The 21067-nt window shown below is 66.0% G+C and carries 21 protein-coding genes; 11 read left to right on the forward strand and 10 right to left on the reverse strand.

Features of this window, described 5'->3' with window-relative positions:
- The first annotated feature begins 81 nt into the window (after nt 1-81).
- Nucleotides 82-441 carry a hypothetical protein gene (locus tag MUN81_RS07560; protein ID WP_245116472.1) on the forward strand — a complete coding sequence of 120 codons (360 nt, stop codon included), beginning with the start codon at nt 82-84 and terminating at the stop codon, nt 439-441.
- 78 nt (nt 442-519) lie between these two features.
- Complete coding sequence (locus MUN81_RS07565; RefSeq protein WP_245116474.1) at nt 520-2511, forward strand: M1 family metallopeptidase; 1992 nt, start codon at nt 520-522, stop codon at nt 2509-2511.
- Nucleotides 2512-2678: 167 nt separating this feature from the next.
- Here MUN81_RS07565 and MUN81_RS07570 read toward each other — a convergent pair whose 3' ends face one another.
- Together MUN81_RS07570 and MUN81_RS07575 are read right to left on the reverse strand one after the other, a co-directional pair.
- Nucleotides 2679-3110: a DUF983 domain-containing protein gene (locus tag MUN81_RS07570; RefSeq protein ID WP_245116476.1), complete on the reverse strand. Its 432-nt coding sequence runs from the start codon at nt 3108-3110 to the stop codon at nt 2679-2681.
- A gap of 141 nt (nt 3111-3251) precedes the next feature.
- A complete protein-coding gene (locus MUN81_RS07575) occupies nt 3252-4115 on the reverse strand; it encodes an AraC family transcriptional regulator (RefSeq protein ID WP_245116478.1) in 864 nt (287 codons plus the stop codon).
- Between the two features lie 210 nt (nt 4116-4325).
- Here MUN81_RS07575 and MUN81_RS07580 point away from each other — a divergent pair, with 210 nt between their 5' ends.
- Nucleotides 4326-5351, forward strand: a complete 1026-nt coding sequence (locus tag MUN81_RS07580; protein ID WP_245116486.1) for a transglutaminase domain-containing protein — start codon at nt 4326-4328, stop codon at nt 5349-5351.
- A gap of 57 nt (nt 5352-5408) precedes the next feature.
- Here the strand turns inward: MUN81_RS07580 and MUN81_RS07585 are convergent, their stop codons facing one another.
- The 5 genes from MUN81_RS07585 to MUN81_RS07605 all read right to left on the reverse strand — a co-directional run bounded on the left by MUN81_RS07585 (nt 5409) and on the right by MUN81_RS07605 (nt 9916).
- On the reverse strand, nt 5409-5762 hold the full coding sequence (locus MUN81_RS07585) for a hypothetical protein (protein ID WP_348533167.1): 354 nt from the start codon (nt 5760-5762) through the stop codon (nt 5409-5411).
- Nucleotides 5645-6436: an NADP-dependent oxidoreductase gene (locus tag MUN81_RS07590; RefSeq protein WP_245116488.1), complete on the reverse strand. Its 792-nt coding sequence runs from the start codon at nt 6434-6436 to the stop codon at nt 5645-5647. Before MUN81_RS07590 ends, MUN81_RS07585 begins: the two co-directional genes overlap by 118 nt.
- A 171-nt stretch (nt 6437-6607) precedes the next feature.
- Nucleotides 6608-7558 (reverse strand): aldo/keto reductase, encoded by a 951-nt coding sequence (locus tag MUN81_RS07595; protein ID WP_245116490.1) that lies wholly within the window; start codon nt 7556-7558, stop codon nt 6608-6610.
- Between the two features lie 128 nt (nt 7559-7686).
- Nucleotides 7687-8403, reverse strand: a complete 717-nt coding sequence (locus MUN81_RS07600; protein ID WP_245116492.1) for a DUF421 domain-containing protein — start codon at nt 8401-8403, stop codon at nt 7687-7689.
- 34 nt (nt 8404-8437) lie between these two features.
- Nucleotides 8438-9916 (reverse strand): alpha-amylase family glycosyl hydrolase, encoded by a 1479-nt coding sequence (locus MUN81_RS07605; RefSeq protein ID WP_245116494.1) that lies wholly within the window; start codon nt 9914-9916, stop codon nt 8438-8440.
- A gap of 72 nt (nt 9917-9988) precedes the next feature.
- On the opposite strand from MUN81_RS07605, the gene MUN81_RS07610 reads away from it, so the two are divergent.
- The 5 genes from MUN81_RS07610 (at nt 9989) to MUN81_RS07630 (ending at nt 13716) form a co-directional block, all read left to right on the forward strand.
- A complete protein-coding gene (locus tag MUN81_RS07610) occupies nt 9989-11206 on the forward strand; it encodes a helix-turn-helix domain-containing protein (protein ID WP_245116496.1) in 1218 nt (405 codons plus the stop codon).
- 119 nt (nt 11207-11325) lie between these two features.
- The gene (locus tag MUN81_RS07615) at nt 11326-11859 is read left to right on the forward strand and encodes a hypothetical protein (RefSeq protein WP_245116497.1); all 534 of its coding nucleotides are present in this window, start codon (nt 11326-11328) and stop codon (nt 11857-11859) included.
- A gap of 78 nt (nt 11860-11937) precedes the next feature.
- The gene (locus MUN81_RS07620) at nt 11938-12480 is read left to right on the forward strand and encodes a YceI family protein (protein ID WP_245116499.1); all 543 of its coding nucleotides are present in this window, start codon (nt 11938-11940) and stop codon (nt 12478-12480) included.
- 85 nt (nt 12481-12565) lie between these two features.
- Nucleotides 12566-13237: a phosphatase PAP2 family protein gene (locus tag MUN81_RS07625; RefSeq protein ID WP_245116501.1), complete on the forward strand. Its 672-nt coding sequence runs from the start codon at nt 12566-12568 to the stop codon at nt 13235-13237.
- Nucleotides 13234-13716: a hypothetical protein gene (locus MUN81_RS07630; RefSeq protein ID WP_245116503.1), complete on the forward strand. Its 483-nt coding sequence runs from the start codon at nt 13234-13236 to the stop codon at nt 13714-13716. Before MUN81_RS07625 ends, MUN81_RS07630 begins: the two co-directional genes overlap by 4 nt.
- Before the next feature lie 19 nt (nt 13717-13735).
- Here MUN81_RS07630 and MUN81_RS07635 read toward each other — a convergent pair whose 3' ends face one another.
- Genes MUN81_RS07635 through MUN81_RS07645 form a run of 3 tightly spaced genes read right to left on the reverse strand, consistent with a single transcriptional unit; the run spans nt 13736 to nt 18835 of the window.
- Nucleotides 13736-14275, reverse strand: a complete 540-nt coding sequence (locus tag MUN81_RS07635; RefSeq protein ID WP_245116505.1) for a GNAT family N-acetyltransferase — start codon at nt 14273-14275, stop codon at nt 13736-13738.
- Between the two features lie 43 nt (nt 14276-14318).
- A complete protein-coding gene (locus MUN81_RS07640) occupies nt 14319-15812 on the reverse strand; it encodes a TlpA disulfide reductase family protein (RefSeq protein ID WP_245116507.1) in 1494 nt (497 codons plus the stop codon).
- 20 nt (nt 15813-15832) lie between these two features.
- Nucleotides 15833-18835, reverse strand: coding sequence for a TIM-barrel domain-containing protein (locus MUN81_RS07645; protein ID WP_245116509.1), 3003 nt, complete (start codon nt 18833-18835; stop codon nt 15833-15835).
- 168 nt (nt 18836-19003) lie between these two features.
- On the opposite strand from MUN81_RS07645, the gene MUN81_RS07650 reads away from it, so the two are divergent.
- The 3 genes from MUN81_RS07650 to MUN81_RS07660 all read left to right on the forward strand — a co-directional run bounded on the left by MUN81_RS07650 (nt 19004) and on the right by MUN81_RS07660 (nt 21020).
- On the forward strand, nt 19004-20056 hold the full coding sequence (locus MUN81_RS07650; RefSeq protein ID WP_245116511.1) for an NYN domain-containing protein: 1053 nt from the start codon (nt 19004-19006) through the stop codon (nt 20054-20056).
- A 118-nt stretch (nt 20057-20174) separates the two neighbouring features.
- Entirely contained in the window at nt 20175-20525 is a 351-nt protein-coding gene (locus MUN81_RS07655; protein ID WP_245116513.1) for a hypothetical protein, read from the forward strand.
- 126 nt (nt 20526-20651) lie between these two features.
- The gene (locus MUN81_RS07660) at nt 20652-21020 is read left to right on the forward strand and encodes a hypothetical protein (protein ID WP_190927322.1); all 369 of its coding nucleotides are present in this window, start codon (nt 20652-20654) and stop codon (nt 21018-21020) included.
- The last annotated feature ends 47 nt before the right edge of the window (nt 21021-21067 follow it).

Consider the following 21067-nt stretch of genomic DNA (forward strand, 5'->3'; position numbering starts at 1 on the left):
AAACCAGTGCTGCTCTAGCTGCTGATTTTCCTGTAAGAACCCAGCAGTACCTATGCCAAGCTGACCATTCAGTAGCCAGTCATGCCCCAACGCCTCGTTTTTGTGTACAACGCCGACGCGGGCTTGCTGGCGGGCCTGAAGGACACGTTTCACAAAATCCTATCGCCGAGTACCTACCCGTGCTCGCTGTGCGCCATCACCTACGGCGCTACCAGCATGCTGCCGGAGTGGCGGGAGTTCATTGCGGGCCTGCCCGTGCCGGTTGATTTCCTGCACCGCGACGAGTTCATCGGCGGCTACCCGGCGTGGGCCCGGCACCCGCTGCCGGCCGCGTTTGCCGTGGCCGAATCGGGCGCGCTAACGCCGTTTATCGACGCGGAGGAAATGGACGCGGCCGACCTGAACGGGTTGATGGAACGAGTGCGCCAAGTGCTGGCGTAGCGGCAAGGCGATACCGTTACCTTTGGCAGGAAAACAGACTTTTTCGGGCTTTCCTCAATCAATTCCTCTCATTTATTTATGAAATTCACTTTCCTGCTGGGTGCGGCGCTGCTGGCGGCTGGCACGGCGGCGGCGCAGTTTCAGGCTCCCGTCCCTACCGGCCCGGCCTACGACGCGCGCACGCTGTTCAACCCTTCGTTTATTGAGCAGATGGCCACGCCCACGCGCTCGGCCGGTGGCCAGCCCGGCGCCCAGTACTGGCAAAACGCGGCCGACTACAAAATCAACGCCCGCCTCGACGACAAAACGGCCCGCGTGACGGCCTCCGTCGACATCACCTACACCAACAACAGCCCCGACGCCTTGCCCTTCGTGTGGCTCTACGTGGACCAGAACCTGTACCGGGCCGACTCGCGCGGGGCGGCCACCACGCCCGTGGGCGGCGGCCGGTTTGGCAACTCCGCTCGCGGCTTTCAGGGCGGCGACTCGCTGCAAACCGTGAGCATTGAGCTGCACGGCAAGAAGCTGAAGGCCAACTACCGCGTGCAGGACACCCGCCTGCAAATCATCTTGCCCGAGGCCATGAAGCCCAAGGGCGACAAGCTGAAAATCAGCATCGACTACGGCTTCAACGTGCCCGAATACGGCTCCGACCGCCTGGGTCGCCTCAAAACCAAAAACGGCGAAATCTTCGAAATCGCGCAGTGGTACCCGCGCATGGCCGTGTACGACGACGTGGAGGGCTGGAACACGCTGCCTTACCTCACGGCCGAGTTCTACCTTGAATACGGCAACTTCGACTACACCGTGAACGTGCCGGCCAACTTCCTGGTGGGCGGCTCGGGCGAGCTGGTGAACCCCGCCGAAGTGCTGACCAGCGCCCAGCAAAACCGCCTGGCCAAGGCCGCCGGCTCCGACCAGACGGTCATCGTGCGCTCGGTGGACGAGGTAACGCAGCCCGGCTCGCGCCCCGGCGGCAAGGGCGGGCGCCTGAGCTGGCACTTCCGCTGCCAGCGGGCCCGCGACGTAGCCTGGGCCGCCTCGGCCGCCTTTGTGTGGGATGCGGCCAAGATGAACCTGCCCAGCGGGCGCAAATCGCTGGCCATGTCGCTCTACCCGGTGGAGTCGGCCCAGGACACGGCCTGGAACCGCTCGACGGAGTACGTGAAAAAGAGCATCGAATTCAACTCGAAGCAGTGGTACGAATACACCTACCCCGTGGCCACCAACGTGGCCGGCGTGGTGGGCGGCATGGAGTACCCAGGCATTGTGTTTTGCGGCGCCCGGGCCCGCAAAGCCAGCCTGTGGGGCGTGACAGACCACGAATTCGGCCACAACTGGTTCCCGATGATTGTGGGCTCGAACGAGCGCAAGTACCCGTGGATGGACGAGGGCTTCAACACCTTCATCAACATCCTCTCGTCGCAGGCTTTCAACAACGGCGAGTATGCCAAGCTGCTGAACGACACCACGCGCTTGGTGGGCGGGCTGGTGCGCGGCATCCTCGACCCCGCCACCGACCCGCCCTACACCGTGCCCGACGTGACGCAGTCGCGCAACCTGGGCTTTGCCGCTTACAGCAAGATGGGCTACGGCCTGTTTTTGCTGCGCGAAGAAATCCTGGGCGAGGAGCGGTTCGATTACGCTTTCCGCACCTACATCAAGCGCTGGGCCTTTAAGCACCCGCAGCCGAAGGACTTTTTCCGGACCATGAACGAGGCCAGCGGCGAAGACTTAAGCTGGTTCTGGCGCGAGTGGGTATACAATAACTGGATTCTGGACCAGGCCGTGACCACCGTCAGCTACGTGAACCAGGACCCCGCCCAGGGCGCCCTCATTACCCTCGAAAACCGCGGCCAGGCCGCCATGCCCGTGACGGCCGACGTGACCGAAACCAACGGCAAAACCACCCGCGTGAAGCTGCCCGTCGAAATCTGGCAGCGCGGCGGCACCTGGACCTTCCGCTACAACTCCACCACGCCCCTCGCCCAGGTGCGCCTCAACGCCACCAAGCTGCTGCCCGACGTAAACCCCGGCAACAACGTGTGGCGCGCGCAGGTGCTGCGGTAGGGCAGGTAGGCCCCGAAACGCAAAGCCCCGGCTGCTGCTGAAGCGGCCGGGGCTTTTTGCTGTTTGAACGGGGTGGAGACGCAATATTTTGCGTCTCGGCGTTGAACGGCCGGGACCGCACCGTTCACGCGCAATCGTGCAACGACGAGACGCAAAATATTGCGTCTCTACCGCCGCCCCCATTTTCTGTCATACTGCACGCCGCCAAACAGGTACAGCATCAGCGCGCGCGAGTAGCGCAGAATGAGCGGGGTGAACAGCACCGTAAAGCCGGTAATGATGGCCACGTACACCCAGGTGTCGGGGTTGCCGAGCAGGTAGTAAATCAGCACGCCCAGCACCAGAAACGTGCCCACGTTGAAGGCGAAGGTGATGTACATGGAGCCAAAGTAGAAGCCGGGCTCGGGCTCGAAGCTCTGGCCGCACACCGGGCACTGGACGGGCATTTGGGCAAACTGGGTCACGTTCAGGGCCGACGTGCTGAATAGCTTGCCTTGGTGGCAGCGCGGGCAGCGCAGCTTGGCAAGTGCCAGGGCCGTCGAGTCGATGAGCTCGTAGGAATCGGTGGGTTCGGTCATGGCCGGAGCGGAGGAAGACATGGGGCAACGAAAGCTATACGGGAGAAAGCGGCCTGCGCTCATGGGCGCGGGGCCGGCGCGGCACCCGCCGCATTGGTACCCCAAAATTACCGGGCCATCGGGCGGGCATCGCCGCCCAATTTCAGGCCTTTACAGGACAAATCAACGCTGCTGCCGGAAGGCCTCCGGCGTGGTGCCGGCGTACTTGCGGAAGTAGCGCACGAAGTACGACGCGTCTTCAAACCCCAACTCGTAGGCCACCTGCGCCACGCTCAGCGCCGAGTGGCTGAGCAGCCGCTGCGCCTCCGTGACGACCCGCTCGTGGATGAGGGCGCTGGCCGTTTTGTTGAGTACGCGGCGGCACAGGGCGTTGAGGTGGTTGGCCGAAAGGTGCAGCAGGTCGGCGTAGTCGCTCACGCTGCGCCGGGTGCGGTAGTGCTCGTTGAGCAGGGCGCCAAACTGCCGGATTTGCTGGGCCGGCAGGCCGGCTTCGGCCTCGGCGGCGTGGGCGGGGTAGTGGCGGGCAGCCAGCTCCAGCACCAGATGCAGGTAGCTCCGAAACACCTCGGCTTGGTTGGCGCGGGACTCAAAGTATTCGTCGAACAAGCGCTGAAACAAGGGCTGGATTTCGGTTTCGGCCGGTGGCAGGTAGCGCACCGGCGGGTGCGCGCTGCCGAAAAACGGGTAGGCGTAGAGGCCGGGGCCGGGGTAGCGAAACAGGTAGAAGTCGGCCGAAAAAAACACCACGTAGCCGCGCACCTCCGGCGCCAGCTGCCAGTGGTGCACCTGCCCCGGCGCCAGAAAAAATACGCTGCCCGGCCGCAGCTCATACGTCACCAGGTCGACGGTGTGCGTACCCGTGCCCGCCGTGATGTAGAGCAGCAGGTAGAAATCGTGGGCGTGTGCCACGTTCACGTGCGGAAACCGGACGACGTGCGTTTCCAGCCGGTCGCAGTAGTAAGGCTGCGCCGAAGGCGACTGCGGAAACGAGGCGAGGGCCAGAACCGGCGGGGCGGTGGCTTTCATGGGCGGCGGTTTGGGCGTGAAAATAGCCACCGCGCCGTGGGTCGTACCTTTGGGATACTGCTGGGGTCTGGTTGGCCCTGACTGGCGAATGCCGCACGGCATTGCGTCAACGGGCATCGGCTGCTGGCCTTGGCCGTTGAGTAGAAGCACCTTTCCGCTTCCATCCAGCTTGACCGACGCCCGCCAGCAGCGACTTGTTGCCCCGTTCTCGTGAACCTTTCCTTGTTGAACCGCTCGGCCGTTTGGGCCGGGCTGCTGGGTGTTGGCGCCGTGCTGTCTGGCTTTGGCGCCGCCGAAGGCCCCGCTGGCGCTACTCCGCCAAAAAGCCGCACGTTTGTGCTCACCAGCACCGCCACCGTGCCCGTGCCGCCCGCCGGCACCCAAACCCTCGACCTGTGGCTGCCCGTGCCGCACACCGACGCCAACCAGGACGTGCGCGACCTCAACATTGAGTCGCCGGTGCCTTACAAAATCGAAAAGGGCACCTACGGCAACCAGATGGTGCATTTGCAGCCGGCCACCGTGCCCACCGCGCCGCTGGTGGTGAAGCTCACCGCCCACATTACCCGCCGCGAGCACCTCAACCTGCGCGCCGGCTCGTCCACGGCCAAACCCAGCAAGGAAAAGGCCGACCCCAACATGGCCCGTTGGCTCGGGCCCGACCGCTTGGTGCCGCTCGATGCCAAAATCAAGCAGCAGGCCCAGGAAGTGGTGGCCAAGGCCGGCGCCAAAACCGACCTCGAAAAAGCCCGCGCCATCTACGAGCACGTGGTGAGCACCGTGACCTACGACAAAACCGGCCAGGGCTGGGGCCGCGGCGACATCTACTACGCCTGCGACGCCCGCCGCGGCAACTGCACCGATTTTCACGCCATCGTCATCGGTTACTGCCGCTCGCTGGGCATTCCAGCGCGCTTCAGCATCGGCCTGCCGCTGCCCGCCGACCGCGGCAAGGGCGAAGTGAAAGGCTACCACTGCTGGGCCGAGTTCTACACCGCAGAAACCGGCTGGGTGCCCGTCGACGCCTCCGAAGCCGCCAAGAACCCCGCCAAGCGCAACTACTTCTTCGGGGCCCACGACGAAAACCGCGTCGAATTCACCCGCGGCCGCGACGTGGAGTTGGCCCCCAAGCAGGCCGGCCCGCCGCTCAACTACTTCGTGTACCCCTACGCCGAAGCCGACGGCAAGCCCCTGGACGTGGCCCGCACGTACGAGTTTGCCGACGTAGTGAAGTAACGCGGACTTTTAGTCCGCGGATACCCGGCTGGCACACTCGCGGACTAAAAGTCTGCGCTACGGCGCCAGCACCAGCTTGCCGAAGTTCTCGCCCGAAAACAGCTTCAGCAGCGCGGGCAGAAAGTTTTCGATGCCGTGCTCGACCTGCACTTTGGGCATGTGCAGCTTGCCTTCTTGGAGCCAGCCGGCCATTTCGCGGGCGGCGCTGGCGTAGTTGGCGGCGTTGTCGAACACCACGATGCCCTCCATGCGGGCCCGGTTCACGAGCAGGGCCAGGTAGTTGCTGGGGCCCTTCACGGGCGTGGTGTTGTTGTACTGCGAAATGGCCCCGCAAATGACGATGCGCGCCTTGAAGCGAATTTGCTCCAGCACAAAATCGAGGATTTCGCCGCCCACGTTGTCGAAATACACGTCGATGCCCTGGGGCAGGCCGCGCGCAGGCCGGAGCGTACGTTTTCGGTTTTGTAGTTCACGCAGGCGTCGAAGCCCAGCACGTTCAGGCAGTAGTCGGCCTTGGCCTGGTCGCCCACAATGCCCACCACGCGGCAGCCTTTGAGCTTGGCAATCTGGCCCACCACGCTGCCCACGGCGCCGGCCGCGCCGCTCACCACCACGGTGTCGCCGGGCTGGGGCTGGCCGGTGTCGAGCAGGCCGAAATAGGCCGTGAGGCCGGGCATGCCCAGCGTGGCCAGGTAGGCTTCGAGCGGCGCCAGGCTGGTGTCCACTTTCACCAGGTATTCGGGGCTGCCGGGGTCCGTGGCGCCGGTGCCCACCACGGCGTATTGCTGCACGCCGAGGTTGCCGGTCACGTAGTCGCCCACGGCAAACGCGGGGTTCTTCGACTCCACCACCTGGCCCGCGGTGCCCGCCCGAAACACGTCGCCAACCTCGATGGGCCTAATGTAGGAACGGCCTGCGTTCATCCAGCCGCGCATGGCGGGGTCGAGGGAGATGAAGTCGATTTTGACCAGCACCTGGCCGTCGGCGAGGGCCGGCACTTCCACTTCATCGAGTTCTAAATTGGCCGGCTGCGGCAGCCCGACGGGGCGCGAAGCCAGCTTCACGCGCTTGTTGGTATAGGTCATGAGTTGAGGTAATCAGGATAAGGAGCGGCGGAAAAAAGAACGTCATGCAGAGCGCAGCGAAGCATCTCGCTTGCGGCAGTAACTCAATCGTGGTAACTACTTCAGCACGCGAGATGCTTCGCTGCGCTCTGCATGACGTTCAACTATGCCCATGAAACGGTTACTCCGCCTTCACCGGCTGCGCCTGCTCCAGTGTTTCCAAATCCTCGGCCGTGAGGCGGAGCTCAGTGGCTTCGAGCAGCTCCGTGACCTGGCCCACGCTGGTGGCGCTGGCAATGGGGCGGCCACGCTGGGCGCCTGCATCAGCCAGGCCAGGGCCACCTGGGCCGGCGTGGCCGACTGCCGGTCGGCCACGGAGTCGAGGGCGGTGAGGATGCCCAGGCCCTTTTCGTTGAGGTATTTCTGGCCCACGCCGCCGCCACGGGGGCTTTTCTGCAGGTCGGCTTCGGAGCGGTACTTGCCCGTGAGGAAGCCGGCGGCCAGGCCGTAGTACGGAATGGCGCTGATGCTTTCTTCGAGCAGGAGCGGGACCAGGTTCTTCTCGAAGTCCTCGCGGTCGTAGAGGTTGTAGAGGTTTTGCAGGGTTTCGTAGCGCGGGAAGCCGTGCTGCTGGCTGGCGGCCAGAGACTCGCGCAGGCGCTCGTTGGTGAAGTTGGAGGCGCCGATGGCGCGCACTTTGCCTTCCTTCACCAGTTGGGCGTAGGCTTCCAGGGTTTCCTCCACGGGCGTGGTGGGGTCGTCTTTGTGCGACTGGTAGAGGTCGATGTAGTCGGTGCCCAAGCGCTTGAGTGAGCCTTCCACGGCGCGCAGGATGTAGTCCTTTTTCAGGCCTTTGTGGTCGGCGTTCACTTCCCAGCCCACTTTGGTGGCGATAATGACGTCGTCGCGGCGGCCGCGGCGCTGCAGCCACTTGCCGATGATGGTTTCGGACTCGCCGCCCACGTGGCCCGGCACCCACACCGAGTAGCCGTCGGCGGTGTCGATGGCGTTGCCGCCGTTGGCCACGAAGGCATCGAGCACGGCGAAGGAAGTGGCCTCGTCAATGGTCCAGCCGAAGACGTTGCCGCCCAGCATGAGCGGCGCAATGGACAGGCCGGAGCGGCCCAGTTCACGGGTTTGCATAGCGAAAATGTGGTGTTAGGAATGAGGTGCACTAACCGGAAAGCAGGCCCGAAGGTTGGGTTTTGGGCACCGGGGCCGGCTTTGTGAAATTGAGTAAGTCAGCTGCAAGGGGGCTGCAGAGCCAACCCCTACGCCACGCGCCGGGCCGTGCTGGCGGGCAGCCACCAGCCGCGGCGGCACACCGCGCAGGCGTGGCAGGGGCAGGGCGGCAGCGTTGCCACGGTGCCGCATTCGGTGCAGGCGTAGTCGCCGGGCTGGGCAATGGTTTCCAGCGGGGCGGCCAACTGCTCGGGAATGATGGGCAGGCCGGGGCGCACCTCGTCGTCGGGGTAGAAGTAGGCGCTCACCTGGCCCGTGGCTTCGATGTAAGCCAGCCGCACTTGGCCCAGGTGCTCCACCTGCAGTTGGCGCAGCTCGCCGAATAGCTCCTTGTGGGTCAGGTTCTGGTTGCGCAGGGCGCGGTCCACAATGGCGCCGTCGGCGATGAGGCGGACGGGCTTGCCCTCCAGCCAGTCGCTGAAGCGTGGGAAGTGCTCAGTGAGGCGATTGAAGAGGATGTAGAGCAGCATCACCGCCCCGAACACCACCGCAATGTGCGCCAGGGCCACGTCGTGGTAAAACATGGCGTCGCCCGCCGCCGAACCCAGGGCCAGAATGATGCTCAGCTCGAACAGCGACAGCTGCCGCACCCCGCGCCGCCCCGTGATGCGCAGGGCCGCCAGCGTAAGCAGGTAGGTGAACACGCAGCGAAAGGCGATTTCAAACAGAAAAGCCGGCGGCGCCTCCGTCGACCACAGCAGGCGCTGCCAGTCGAAGGGCGTGATGGTTTCGGCAAGCAAGGACATAGCAGCAGGAAGGGAAAGGCTTACAGCAGCTTACTCACTTCGGGGCGATTTGTTCCCACACCTGGTAGCCGTGGGGCGGCAGCGTGATGGGCAAGCCGGCGTTTCGGGGCCGGGGCGACGGCGGGCCGGAGAACAGCGGCGCGTAGTAGTGGCCGGGCGCAGCGGGCAGGGCCGGCAGGCGAAACGCCTGGGGCTGGCTGCTCAGGTTCACGGCCACCACCACGGCGGCGTCGCCCTTGCGGCGCTCAAAAGCCACGGTGTGGGCCGGGCCGGGCAGCAGCCGGAAGGCAGAAGTCGCGTCGAAATTGCGCAGCGCCGGATGCCGTTTCTTGAGCTGCAGCAGCGTGGTGTAGAAGCCCTGCAGCGGGTAGCCGTTCCACGGAATGGTGTCCTTATCGAAGAAACGCAGGCGCTTTTTCATGGCCGCTTCCTGGCCGTTGTACAGCATCGGAATGCCGGGCCAGAGCATGGCGAGCACGGCTTCGGGCAGGGCGTTGGCCCCGAGGCGCTCGTACTCGCTGCCGTCCCAGGCGTTGATGTCGTGGGTGCTGGTGAAGGTCATCAGGTTCACGCCGGGCGGGTACATCCGGCGCTCGGCGGCCCAGTAGCGGGCCAGCTCGGCGGTGGGTTTCTGGCCGCGGTCCACGCTGTCGAGCAGGCCGTGCAGGCTGAGGGCGTAGGTGGCGTCGAAGGCCTTCTCAAGCAGGCGGGTATTGGGGTCAAACTCTTTGCGCGAAATGAAGGTGGGCGGAAACAGCTCGTCCCACTCGGCCAGCATAAACACCGGTTTCACCTTCTCCAATTCGCGCCGCGTGTCGTTCCAGAAATCCGTCGGCACCAGCCCGGCCACGTCGCAGCGGAAGCCGTCGAGGCCGGCGGTTTTCACCCAATACACCGTGCTTTCGGTCATGTAGCGGCGCAGGGCGGGCTGGCGGTAGTCGAGGTCGATGACGTCCTGCCAGTCGGCCACCGGCGGGCGGAAATTGCCCTTGGCGTCGCGGGTGTACCAGTCGGGGTGCTCGGTGGTGAGGTTGCTGTCCCAAGCCGTGTGGTTGGCCACCCAATCCAGGATGACGCGCAGACCCAGCCGGTGCGCCGTGCCCACAAAATGCTGCAGGTCGGCCAGCGTGCCCAGGTCGGGGTTCACGGCGCGGTAGTCGCGCACGGAGTAGGCGCTGCCCAGCGCGCCCTTGCGGTGGCTCCGGCCAATGGGATTGATGGGCATGAGCCACACAATGCCCACCCCCATGCGTTGCAGGCGCGGCAGGTGCGCCTCGGCCGCCCGAAAGGTGCCTTCTGGGGTGAACTGGCGCACATTTATCTGGTAGATGCTGGCGGTGGTGGCCCAGGCCGGGTGCCGCACGCGGAACGCCGCTGCGTCGGGCACGGCCGCGGCCGGCGGGGCGGCGGCTTGTTGTTCGGTGCCCGCGCCGGGGCCCGACTGGCAGGCCCCGAGCGCAACCAGCAGCCCCGCCAGGGCGCCCCCGGCGCGGAAAGCAATGGGAATTCTCATGCCGCAAAGTAAGCCAAACCGGGAAAGCCCACCAGGCTGCATCTTTGCGGCAGCCGGTTGGCGCTGAGGCCTATGCAAGTCCCGATTTCTTTCATGACGGTGGCGCTGTTTGCCGTCATTGCACAAGCGTGCTTTGCGGCCGGGTTGCTGGCCGCGTCGCCCTTCAATCGGGTGTCGAACCGCTTTCTGGCTTTGCTCATGGCAGCCATTGCGCTGTGGGTGCTCGACGGGTTCTTTCGGGCTTCGGGGCTGTACGGGCAAAATGCCAACCTGTATTTCTCGCCCATCTACTATTCGCTGGCGTTTGGGCCGCTGCTGTATTTCTACGTGCGCAGCCTCGTCAACCACGGCTTTCGCTGGCGGGCCGGCTATTGGCTGCACTTTGGGCCGGTGCTGTTGCAAGCGGCGCTGTATTGGTGGCTGCGCTTCCAGCCCTACGCCGTGCGCAACGACTTTTGGCAGCACGTGCACCGCCCCGTCACCTACCGGCTCGAATTCATCGGCACCTGGGTTTCGCTCATGGTGTACCTGTTCCTGAGCCTGCGCCTGCTGCGGCAGTACAGCCGCTGGCTGGAAGACAACTTCTCCGAAGTGTCGCGCCTGCGCCTGCGCTGGCTGCGCTGGCTGCTGGTGCTGCTGGCCGTGGTGAGCGGGCAGTGGCTGGTGGAGCTGGTGCTGCGCGAGTTTTTCGGCCTGTATTACCGCTACGATTACTCCACCGAGCTGCTGGGCGTGGTGGTGTTTGTGATTGGAATCGTGGGCCTGCGGCAGGCCGATATGCGCGCCGTGCACTTCGCGCCCGAGGAGCAGCCAGGGCAAGTACCTGCCGAAACCGGCCCGGTCGAGCCGCTGCCAGTGGCAGCCGAACCCGCCGAACCAACCGTTGTAGAAGCAGCCGCAACCGGCCCCGCGCAACCCATCCAACCGGCAAGCCCGCCTTCGGCGCCCGGCCCCGACCCGCGCATCATGGAGCGCATTCGCCGGGCGCTGGTCGACGACAAGCTCTACCAGAATCCCACGCTCACCCTGGCCGAGCTTTCGGCGCACACCGGCCTGCCGGCGCGCCTCATCTCCTTCACCGTGAACGCCGGCTTCGGTCGCTCCTTCAACGACCTGGTGAACGGCTACCGCGTGGCCGAAGTGCAGCGCCGCCTGGCCGCGCCCGATGCCCGGCGCTTCACCCTGCTCGGCATCGCCTTCGAGAGCGGCTTTAATTCGAAGACCACCTTCAACCGCATCTTCAAGCAGATGACCGGCCGGGCCCCGCGCGAGTACCAAGCCGAGGCCTGAGGGGTTAGACAGCGGTAAAAGGGCCCACATCCGGTAATGGCACGTCCCATATCCGGTTTCGGGGCGATGGGCGGCGGGGGAGCGGGCCACCTTTGGGTCGTACTTCAAACGTCCCGCTCATGTCCCGTTTCCTGCTGCTGGTCCTCAGCGCGCTGGCCCTGTGCCCTGCTCCGGCTTCAGCCCAAACCGCCCCGCCTTCGGCCTGGACCGACCGCACCCGCGCCCTGCCCGATGAGCTGCGCCGCCTGCCCGTGGCCCTCGCGCTGTGGCACACGCCCAACCCCGTTTACCCCGAGCCCAACCCGGCCGTACCCGGCGGCTACGTCTGGAAACACAGCACCAGCGTGCGCGCCGAAGCCGCCGACCTGGAAATCGTGGCTTGTGGCAGCTACATCTGGTACAGCGCCGCCGGCTGGCAAACCAACCTGCGCGAAACCCCGGCTGAGTTTGCCGAACTGTTCAACTGCCCCGGCGGCAAGCTGAAAAAGGGCGTCACCTACACCTTCGGCCGCAACTACCGCTACGCCGCCAGCGCCGGGCAGCTCTACGGCGGCGATGCGCTGTGGTTCATCATCGCCAAGGACGCGCAAGGGCACCTCTACAAAGGCTACGGGCTCATCGAAACCGAGGCCGACCCGCGCCCTGCGAAATAGCACCGGGGCGGCCCTCGTCTGCTGCCGAAAGTCGACACAACTCACTCTGCATTAACGTTTATCCAACTCGTATTTTCCATGAAAAGCCTGTTCATTCTCGCCGTTTTTCTTTTTCTGGGTGCCGCGCGTCCGGCCAGCACTGCTTATCGCCTCGACCCGGGTACCCTCACCTGGACGGGCCAGGCCGAGGCCGGCAGCTGGGCGCCGCAGGGCACCGTGCGGGTGCGCGAGGGCCGCGTGGTGGCCGATGGCCAAACCGTGCGCGCCGCCCGTGTGGTGATTGACATGACGACCATCGTCCACGAACAAGCCCAGCTAGCCGAGCACCTGCGCGGCGCCGACTTCTTTGACGCGGCCAGGTTTCCCACGGCTGTATTTGAGCTCACGAGCTTTAAGGAGAGCCGGGCCAGCGGCACGCTCACGCTGAAAGGCATCACCAAGCCGGTGGCGTTTCCCGTGACGGTGGAGCCCGCGCCGGGCGGCCTGCGCCTGCGCGGCACGGCCACGCTCGACCGCACCGAGTTTGGAGTGAATTATAACTCCAGCTCCTTCTTCCAAAACCTGGGCAGCTACGCCATTCGCAACGATTTTCAGGTTACGTTCGACCTGCTGGCCCGCTAATTGGCCACCTGCCGCCAAACGGCCGGCCGCGCTGCCCGTACACGCCAGCGCGGCCCATCCACGGGGCTGTTTCAAGCGCCTACCCATGACCAACGCTTCGTATTGGATGCCGGCGAACCGGCGCTGGCGCGGGCACATCCGCTGGGTGCTAATTGGAGCGCTGCTGGCCTGGGCCATCTTTGGCGCCCTGGCGTGGGTCGTGCTCACTGCTGGAGAAGTCAACTTTGATGAGCCGCTGCTCTGGTTCTGGCACCGCCACGCAACGGCCGCGCTCGATGCCCTGGCCGTGTTTCTGACCATTGTGGGTAACACCGGGCCCATGGTGGCGGCCGGGGTGCTGGGCCTGGGCTGGCTGCTCCGGCGCCGCCGCTGGCGCGCGGCGGGCGAGTGGGCGCTCGCGGTGGGCGGCTCCATGCTGCTCACCCAGGTCATCAAGGCGCTGGTGGCGCGGCCCCGGCCCGCGCTGTGGGCCAGCATTCGGCCCGAAACCACGCTCAGCTTTCCCAGTGGGCACGCCATGGACACGGCCGCGCTGGCCACGGCGCTGGGCGTGCTGCTGTGGCAGGCCCGGGCCCGCTGGTGGGTGCAGGGGCTGGCGCCGCTGTTTGCGCTGGCCGTGGGCTGGGCGCGTATGTACTTAGGCGTGCATCATCCCTCCGACGTGCTGGCCGGCTGGAGCAGCGCCGTGGGCTGGGTGCTGCTGGTGCACCTGCTGCTGCGCCGCCAGCCCTCGCCGCGCCCTATCTTGGGGCCATGAAGTCCTTCCTGTTCTTGCTGCTGCTCACGCTGGCCGCCTGTTCCAAAGACACGCCCAAGCCGCCGGCTGTGCCGGCCACGTCCGTCACTTACACCGACGCCACGGGCAAAACCGCTACCCTGACCAGCTACAACGTGTCGCTCGTCACGCCGCCGCCGTCCTCCTCGGGGCAGGAGCGGCGCATTTTGGTGCTGCGCGCCGGCTTGCCCGATGGCTCAATCCTGGAATTGCTGTACTACTACGTGGGCAAGGGATTTCCCAGCAGCACCGGGCCGGTGCTGCTCGATAGTCCCGTGCTGGCCTGCAACTACCCCGCCGGCGGCACCTCCAGCGGCGGACCGTTCTACACCGGCCCCACCACCACGGGCGCACTCACCGTCGACAATCTGATGCCCGGGTTCTGCAGCGGCAGCTTTGCCGGGCCCACGACGATGGGCGGGGCCAGCGTGCGGCTGGTATTTCAACGGCTGCCGTTCTAGCGCCGGCTCTGAGGCAGGATTACGTGGGCGTGGCCGGATTGCGGGCCTCGTACCACACGCAGCGCACGCCGTCTTCCGTGAACTCATTGCCTTTGCGCAAGCCTATTTTGGCCAGAATGCGACGCGAAGCCAGGTTTTCGGCGTCGGCGTAGCCGCAGATTCGGGGCAAATTCATCGCGCCGAAGCCGTGGTCGAGCCAGGCCTGCGCAGCCTCGTAGCCGTAGCCCTGCCCCCAGAACTGCGGCCGGAAACGGTAGCCCAGGTCATGGAAGTCGTGTTGCCCGTTGATGGGGCCGGCCACCAGCTTCAGCCCGGCCCAGCCCATGAATTCGCCGGTTTCGCGCAGCAGCACGGCCCAGCGCCCAATGCCGTTGGCGGCGTATTGGGCCTGAATGAAGCGTATCATGTCCAGGCTTCCGGCCGGGGTGGTGAGCAGCCGACCGCCGATGCCGCCGAGGTAGCGGTGCACGGCCGGGTCAGAATCGAGCGCAAACATGCCGGCCGTGTCGGTGTCGGTGAGCGGGCGCAGGTGCAGGCGGGCGGTGTCGAAGGGCTGCATGGGCTTGGCAGTAGATGAAATGGTTAAGGCGCTGGTGAAATGGTTAAGGCGCTGGTTTGTGCCCGAACCGGGCTTTGAGTAACGCTTCCAGCGCGGCCGGGGCGGCCGGGTTGCTGGGGTGCGGCGCATTTGCATCAATGATAAGGCCGTCGGGGCCGATGAGCCAGCATTGGGGTACGCCCCGTTGCTCCCATAGGTGGCGCAGGGCGGGGTCGGCCAGCCGGCCCAGCACCTGCAACTGGTTGGGCGCTTCGGCCAGGTGGTCGGCGGCCACGGCCCGGCGCCAGGCGGCAGCATTGGTGTCGATGGAAAGGCTGACGAAGACGAGCTGGCTGGCGTGCGGGGCAAACTGCAGTTGCAACGCTCGCAGGGCCGGCGCATCGGCCCGGCAAGGCTTGCACCAGCTGGCCCACACGTCCACGTACACCAACTTGCCCTGCAGGTCGGTCCAGCGCACAGGGCGGCCGTTCGGGTCCGTCATGCCGAAGGTGGGCGCGGGCTGCTGCGGGCGGGTGCCGGCCAGTTCGCCGGCCCGTTGGCGCAGGGCCGCGCGCAGCTCGGGCGTGGCTCCCAGGGCTTCAAAATCGGCCAGCCGGGCGTCGAAGTCGCCCGCGATGCCGTGCCGCAGCAGGTCGTTCAGCACCTGGGCCAGCAGATACTGGCGGGTGGCGCCAGCGGGCAGCACCTGCCGCACCGTGTCGTAGGCCCACGAAAACTGGGGGGCCACAAACGCGGCAAACGGCATCCGCTGGCGCCGCTCGCGCAGCAGGTAGCTGGCGTGGGAGTGCACAAACAGCCGGTAGGCCGGGTGCGCCAGCAGCGAATCCTGGGGCAGCGGCAGCTCGCTCAGGAAGCGGTAATAAGCTTCGGGCATGCGCCGGAGCAGGCGGTTTTGCGGCCACCTGCCGTACTCGTAGCGGTGGGTGGAGGTGAGCAGGGCGTGGCCCCAGTCGTAGCGGATGGCTGCTGCTTCCTGGCGCCGGAGCGGCGGGGGCAACGGGTGGGTGTGGTCGGCGGCGCGTAGCACGGCTTCGGCCCGTTGGCGGTAGTGGTCGGCCAGGGCGCGCACCCGGGCCGGGTTGCGGGGCTCGGGCCGGCCTTCGGGGGCGTTGTAGAAATTATCGGTATGCGCCCGGCGCTGGGCGGCGCGGTAGTAGTTCACGGCCGCGCCGGGCCCGGCAAAACGCAGGGTGTGGGTGAAGCGTCGGGCATCCACCGTCAGCGTGAGGGTGTCGCCGGGCGTCAGCCAGAGGTCGGTGTAGTGCCGCATCCGGTCGGGGCGGCCCAGGCCCCACTGGGCCGCCAGCGGCCGGGGCAGGCTGTCGAGCACCACCTGAAACTCGCCCTGCGGATTTACCCGCACCGGTTCGAACACGGGCGTGAGGTCGAGCAGATTGCGCGGCCGCGCCAGAAACACCACCGAATCGGTGGGGTGCAGCACGCGGCCTCGCAGCACGGCCGGGGCCGCGGGTTGAGCCGCCACCGGCCCGCCGCCCAGCGCCGACAACCCCCAAAACAGCTTTTGCAGAAAATTCATTGGCCTGCTCCGTTCTGCAATCAGCGCGTCACAATCAACCGCTGATGCTGGCCGGCCACTGCGGCCGTGTACACGCCGGGCGCGGCTCCGCGAGCGTCCCAGCGCAACGCGTGCGGGCCGGGCTCATCCGATAGCGTTTCGGTAAAAACCTGATGCCCGAGGCTGTCGAAGATGGTCAGCACGTTGCTGGCAGGGCCGTTGCGTAGGTGGCGCGTGTAGTGCAGCGTAGTGCCGCCCGCCCCGAAGCTGCGGGCATCGGGCGCCTCCAGGGTCAGGGTCTCGGGCGCGGCGTTGGGGGCGGTATCGGTCAGGATTTTCAGGCCGCGCAGGCTTACGGCCACGCCGGCGTTCATCAAGAAGTGTACTTCCAGCTCGTGCTTCACCGGGTCGTAGGAGTAGCCTTCGGCTGGCACGGGCTTCTCATCGAAGAAAATGGCCGTGGGCGGCGCCGCCACCCGCTGCACCAGCAGCCGCAAAAACCGGAACACCGGCTGGCCCGGGTACCCGCCGTTGCTGCTCAAAATCACGTCGGTTTGCTCCGGTGTGCAGAAACCGCGCATGGTCAGCGTCTCGTACTGCCGCCGCGCCAAGGCCCGGGCCGAATGCCCATCATCGTCATACATCGTGAACTCCGACTCTGACGCGCTGGGGTCAGGGTAGTAGCGCAGCAGTAGGGTATCGGGGCGGTAGAACGCGGTGCTGGGCCGGTAGGCCGTCATGGGCAGGAAGGCACCGCCGCGTACCAGCAGGGGCGTGTGGGCCAGCGGGGCGGGCACGCCCACCACGCTATTGCCAGCATAGGTCTGGTTGGAATGGAAATCAATCCAGTTTCCGCTGGGCAGCAGCACGTTGCGCCGCCGCTGGCTGGGGTGGAGCGCCGGGGCTACCAATAGGTCGGGCCCGAGCAGGTATTGGTCATTGACCGTTTCCAATGCTTTGGTGACCGGCGAATCGGATGGGGCACTGGTAACCACATCTGGGTAGAAACGCTCTCTTCTCGGCGTCGTTTCCCAATCCGGAGCCGCCGCTATCTGCGCTAACAATTCGGTTCTGGACGGTGGCGGCACCGGGGTCTTCGGATAGCCATTGTTGAAATTCATGGCCCGCACCAGCGGCAGGCCGCGCGCCGTATTCTGCCAGGCCAGCGTGTAGAGGTAGGGCAGCAACTGATACCGCAGCTGCACGGCGGCGCGCACGCTGCTTTTGTACGGGTCGGGGTAGTAGTAAGGCTCCGGCGGCACGCCCGAGCCGTGGGGCCGCAGGATGGGGCAGAGGCTGGCCATCTGCAGCCAGCGCGTGTACAGTTCCGGGTCGATGCCGCCCACGCAAAAGCCGCCGGCGTCGGAGTGCATATAGCCCACGCCCCCCTGACCCATGCCGAGCATCACCGGAATCTGGGCTTGGAAGCCGCTCCACGAGCGGTTGATGTCGCCCGACCACGGAAACACGCTGTTGCGCTGCATGCCCGCCCAGCCCGAGCGCGCCAGGTTGAACACCCGCTCGTCGGGAAAGTCTTTCGCATAGCCTTCGGTGAAAACGCCGGCCCAGCTTTGGCCGAAGGCGTTGTGCACGGCGCGGGCCGGGCCGGGCGCGTGCCGCATGGCCTCGGGGTGGTTTTCGGGCTCGCCCAGGTCGCTCCACCAGCCGGCGGCGCCTTCCTGGTGCAGCTGTTTGTAGTAGCCCCACAGCCAGTCACGGGTTTTGAGCTTGAAGACGTCAAGCAAGCTGGCCGGCCCGGCCCAGAATGAGCCCACCGTAAACGGCCGGCCCGCCGCCGTGGTGCCCATCAGCCCCTGCGTGCGCACCGTGGAGTCGTTGCGCGAAGTGCGCATCACGTAAGGCTCCGAAATCAGCACGGTCTTCACGCCCTGCTTATTCAGGCGGCTCATCATCCCAGCCGGGTCGGGGAAGCGGCTGCGGTCCCAGGCCAGGTCGCCCTGCCGGGTGGTGCCGCCAAACCAGTACAAGTCCAGGACCAGCGCGTCGAGCGGGAAGTTTTCGCGGCGCATGCGGTCGGCCACGCTCTGCATCTCCGCGTCGGTCTGGTAGCCAAAACGGCTCTGAATAAGCCCAAATGCCCAGCGCGGCGGCAGCGGCTGGCGGCCGGTCAGGGCCGTGTAGCGCTCCAGGATTTCGGTCTGGTTGCGGCCGGTTATCACGAAGTAGGAGAGGGCAGTGAGGTTTTCGCCGCCGTATTCCAGCACGTTTTTATCGGCCTTGCCCAGGTCGAGGTAGCCCGGCGCATGGTTGTCGAAAAACAGCATGTAGCCGCGGCTGCTGAGCACCGTGGGCAGCGCGATGTTCAGGTTGGGCTCGTTGTTCTGGGAGCCGTAGTGGGCCTGGTTGTAGAGCTCCAGGCGGTAGCCGCGCCGGTCCACGGGCAGGGCGCGGGAGCCGGTGCCGTACAGCCGCTCGCCCGGCGCGAGGCGGAAGCGCACGGCCACGCCGCCGGGTTCGGGCGAGGTGGCCGGGGTAGGAGGGGCGGCCTGTTGGCGGAAAGGGGCGGCGGCTTCGCTATAAAGCGTATTGGCGCCATTGCGCCAGGTAATATGCAGCGTGCCCTTATCAACAACGACTGTCCCATGGTTGGTGCGCAGGTTCACAGCGCCGGCCGTAGCCGAGGATGGGTCAGCCAGCAGCATCTTATGCTTGCCAGCCGGGGCATTCACAACCACTCCGTCGGGGCTGAACTCACGCGAATTCTTCGCGACCCCGATGGAAGGCTCCGTTGCCAGGGCCTGGCCGGGCGCGAAGTAGCTGATTTTTATGACCCCGTAGTTCCATTCTTGTATCTGCCGAGTGCTGCCATCTGTGGCGCGAATGGTGAGGACGCCGAGGTCACCATCATACACGTGCGACTTGTACCGCCCGCCCGGCACTGCCCGCGCCGGCACCACGCGCCGCCCAAACGGGTCCGTGGCCGGTGGGCCGCCCCCGGCGCGCTGGGCCTGCGCCGCCGGGCAAAGGGAAAACTGCAGCGCCAGCCACGCCGCCGCAGTAGAAGCCAGGTGTCGTACCTTCATGCGGTCAAATAACGCACAAGCTGGCAAACCCGCCACCATTGACAACCCGTTGTCCCTGCTTTCCAAGGGTTCACGGGGCGGCTGCTTGCCGGCGGGGTGCGTGTTGCAAAATGTTCTGGTCTGCCCACAGAGCTGTTTCTCCGTGATAGGATTCATTCTTTTTGCCTCATGTCGTCCAAGTCCCCTGCTTCCCCGTACGCCGCGGTATTCATTGATTTTGAGAATGTTTATTATTTTCTCAAGAATCATTTCCACGACCCGCCCGACCTCAACGACTACGTTCTCGATATCGTCCGGAGCCTGCGCGAGCAGCTAGCCGCCAAGGGCCTCGACTCGCTCATCAGCTACGCCTACGCCGACTTCGAGCGCCTGGCCACGGCCCCGCAAGGCGCCCTCTACCTCATGGGCGTGAGTACCCGCAACGTGCTGGGCACCGACCACAAAAACGCCGCCGACATGCAGCTCTGCATCGACGCGCTGGAGGTGATGTACACTCGGCCCGACATCGGCACCTTCGTGCTCGTGGCCGGCGACCGGGACTACATCCCCGTGCTGCAGCACCTGCGCCGGCAGGCCCGGCAGGTGCTGGTGGCCGGCTTCCGCGAGTCGGTGTCGGGCGACTTGCTCCAGAACATCGGCTCCGCATCCTTCATTGATGCCCGCGACCTGCTGGGCGCCGAGCGCATCGAGCAACTCGAAAAGCGCCGCACCGACCGCCTGCGCCTCCAGGAGGAAAGCCGCCGCCTGCGCGAGCAAGGCCTGGCGGGCGTGCCCACTGCCGCCGCTCTGGCCGCCCGCGAAACCGCCAAAGGGCCCCAGGTGGGCTCTATTCCCTCGGCCATAGCTCCCCGGCCGGTGGTGCCCGCGGTGCCCCGGCCGGCACCGCGCACCAGCGAGGACGTACCCGACTTTGCGCCGGTGCGGCCCCTGGCGCGCGACATCGAGCGCCGCACGCTGGCCTTCATTCTCAACGAGTTTCAGAAGCTGGAAGCCAAGCAGCAGCGCCGCGTGCCCGAGCTGTGGCTGGGCCCGTTCATGCGCCTGCTCACCGACGAGCTGCCCGAACTGCCCGACTACGAGCGCCGCGACCTGCTCAACCACCTGCGCGATGCCGGCACCATCCGCATCGAGAAGCGGGAGGGCGAGCCGCACCCGTTCTCCGTCATCGTGGTGAACTACAACCACCCCGACGTGCAAGCCCTGCACCCCGGCGGGGACTAGGGGCACTGCGGGGGCGGCCGGGCGCAGCGGAGGCCAAAATGTTGTGGCAGCCGCTGCCAACAAGGTCAGGCGTCGCGGGTTGCTTAGGCATCTTTCACCTGCCTTCCACTCCACGCGCATGAACACTCCCCAGTCGCAAAGCAGCCTCGGCAACAGCCAACTCGACACCACGCTCGGCGCCCTGCGCGGCGGCCTGCCCAACGCCGCCGGCATCGCCGGCGAAAACATCGCCGGCTGGATTAAAGCCCTGCAGGGCAACGCGCCGCTGGCCGACATCGCCGCCGAGCTGCAAAACCTCCATCAGGTGCTGCGCAGCGGCACGGCCGATGCCACCACGCTGGCCCAAAGCCTCGGCACGTTGGGTAAGCTCACCACCAAAGCGGCGGCATCGGCCACGCCCGATGCCCAGGACAAGCTGCGTGAGCTGGGCGAAGTGCTCAGTACCGCCGCCGGTCAGCTGCGCGGCTAGCCCGCGGGCATATCTGCCGATGGGTTGGCTTTTTGGCAGCTTGGCGCCGTACCTTCGTGGTCCCAAGCCAGGGTTTGGCGGCGTGCCGTGCCGGCTGGGTTCATTTTCCATTTCCCTCTTCTTCCCATGAGCTTTATTTCCGAAGTAGAATCCGGCATCAAATCCCTGTTCACCGCCACCGGCAACGGCTTCCAGATGGACCCCAGCGCCGGCTACAGCCACATCGACCACTGGATTCAGCAGCTGCGCTCCATCGACCAGCCCGTGCTGCGCCCCATCGTGGCGGAGCTGGAGACCCTGCGTCGCCACATCGACGGCAACAACCCCGCCGGCATGTCCCAGGCTTTCCAGAACCTCGGCGAGCTCACCGCCCAGGCGGCCCTCACCACCCACAACTTCAGCGGCGAAGGCGACAAAGCCCGCGAACTCAGCCAGAAGCTCATCGCCGCCGCCGGCAACCTGCGCCACCTGGCCAGCACGGCCGTTGCGCGCTAGCACGAGGTAGGGACGTATACATGCGTCCCTACCTCGTTCACCAAACT

Origin of the sequence: Hymenobacter sp. 5317J-9 (assembly GCF_022921075.1) — a bacterium.
Lineage (GTDB): Bacteria > Bacteroidota > Bacteroidia > Cytophagales > Hymenobacteraceae > Hymenobacter.

Excerpts from the sequence above, each read along its gene's own strand:
- MUN81_RS07645 (WP_245116509.1), bottom strand. The coding sequence starts at position 18,835 with ATGAAGGTACGACACCTGGCTTCTACTGCGGCGGCGTGGCTGGCGCTG.
- MUN81_RS07570 (WP_245116476.1), bottom strand. The coding sequence starts at position 3,110 with ATGTCTTCCTCCGCTCCGGCCATGACCGAACCCACCGATTCCTACGAG.
- MUN81_RS07605 (WP_245116494.1), bottom strand. The coding sequence starts at position 9,916 with ATGAGAATTCCCATTGCTTTCCGCGCCGGGGGCGCCCTGGCGGGGCTG.
- MUN81_RS07635 (WP_245116505.1), bottom strand. The coding sequence starts at position 14,275 with ATGCAGCCCTTCGACACCGCCCGCCTGCACCTGCGCCCGCTCACCGAC.
- MUN81_RS07625 (WP_245116501.1), top strand. The coding sequence starts at position 12,566 with ATGACCAACGCTTCGTATTGGATGCCGGCGAACCGGCGCTGGCGCGGG.
- MUN81_RS07590 (WP_245116488.1), bottom strand. The coding sequence starts at position 6,436 with ATGACCTATACCAACAAGCGCGTGAAGCTGGCTTCGCGCCCCGTCGGG.
- MUN81_RS07655 (WP_245116513.1), top strand. The coding sequence starts at position 20,175 with ATGAACACTCCCCAGTCGCAAAGCAGCCTCGGCAACAGCCAACTCGAC.
- MUN81_RS07595 (WP_245116490.1), bottom strand. The coding sequence starts at position 7,558 with ATGCAAACCCGTGAACTGGGCCGCTCCGGCCTGTCCATTGCGCCGCTC.
- MUN81_RS07660 (WP_190927322.1), top strand. The coding sequence starts at position 20,652 with ATGAGCTTTATTTCCGAAGTAGAATCCGGCATCAAATCCCTGTTCACC.
- MUN81_RS07640 (WP_245116507.1), bottom strand. The coding sequence starts at position 15,812 with ATGAATTTTCTGCAAAAGCTGTTTTGGGGGTTGTCGGCGCTGGGCGGC.
- MUN81_RS07575 (WP_245116478.1), bottom strand. The coding sequence starts at position 4,115 with ATGAAAGCCACCGCCCCGCCGGTTCTGGCCCTCGCCTCGTTTCCGCAG.
- MUN81_RS07615 (WP_245116497.1), top strand. The coding sequence starts at position 11,326 with ATGTCCCGTTTCCTGCTGCTGGTCCTCAGCGCGCTGGCCCTGTGCCCT.
- MUN81_RS07610 (WP_245116496.1), top strand. The coding sequence starts at position 9,989 with ATGCAAGTCCCGATTTCTTTCATGACGGTGGCGCTGTTTGCCGTCATT.
- MUN81_RS07600 (WP_245116492.1), bottom strand. The coding sequence starts at position 8,403 with ATGTCCTTGCTTGCCGAAACCATCACGCCCTTCGACTGGCAGCGCCTG.
- MUN81_RS07650 (WP_245116511.1), top strand. The coding sequence starts at position 19,004 with ATGTCGTCCAAGTCCCCTGCTTCCCCGTACGCCGCGGTATTCATTGAT.
- MUN81_RS07565 (WP_245116474.1), top strand. The coding sequence starts at position 520 with ATGAAATTCACTTTCCTGCTGGGTGCGGCGCTGCTGGCGGCTGGCACG.
- MUN81_RS07630 (WP_245116503.1), top strand. The coding sequence starts at position 13,234 with ATGAAGTCCTTCCTGTTCTTGCTGCTGCTCACGCTGGCCGCCTGTTCC.
- MUN81_RS07620 (WP_245116499.1), top strand. The coding sequence starts at position 11,938 with ATGAAAAGCCTGTTCATTCTCGCCGTTTTTCTTTTTCTGGGTGCCGCG.
- MUN81_RS07560 (WP_245116472.1), top strand. The coding sequence starts at position 82 with ATGCCCCAACGCCTCGTTTTTGTGTACAACGCCGACGCGGGCTTGCTG.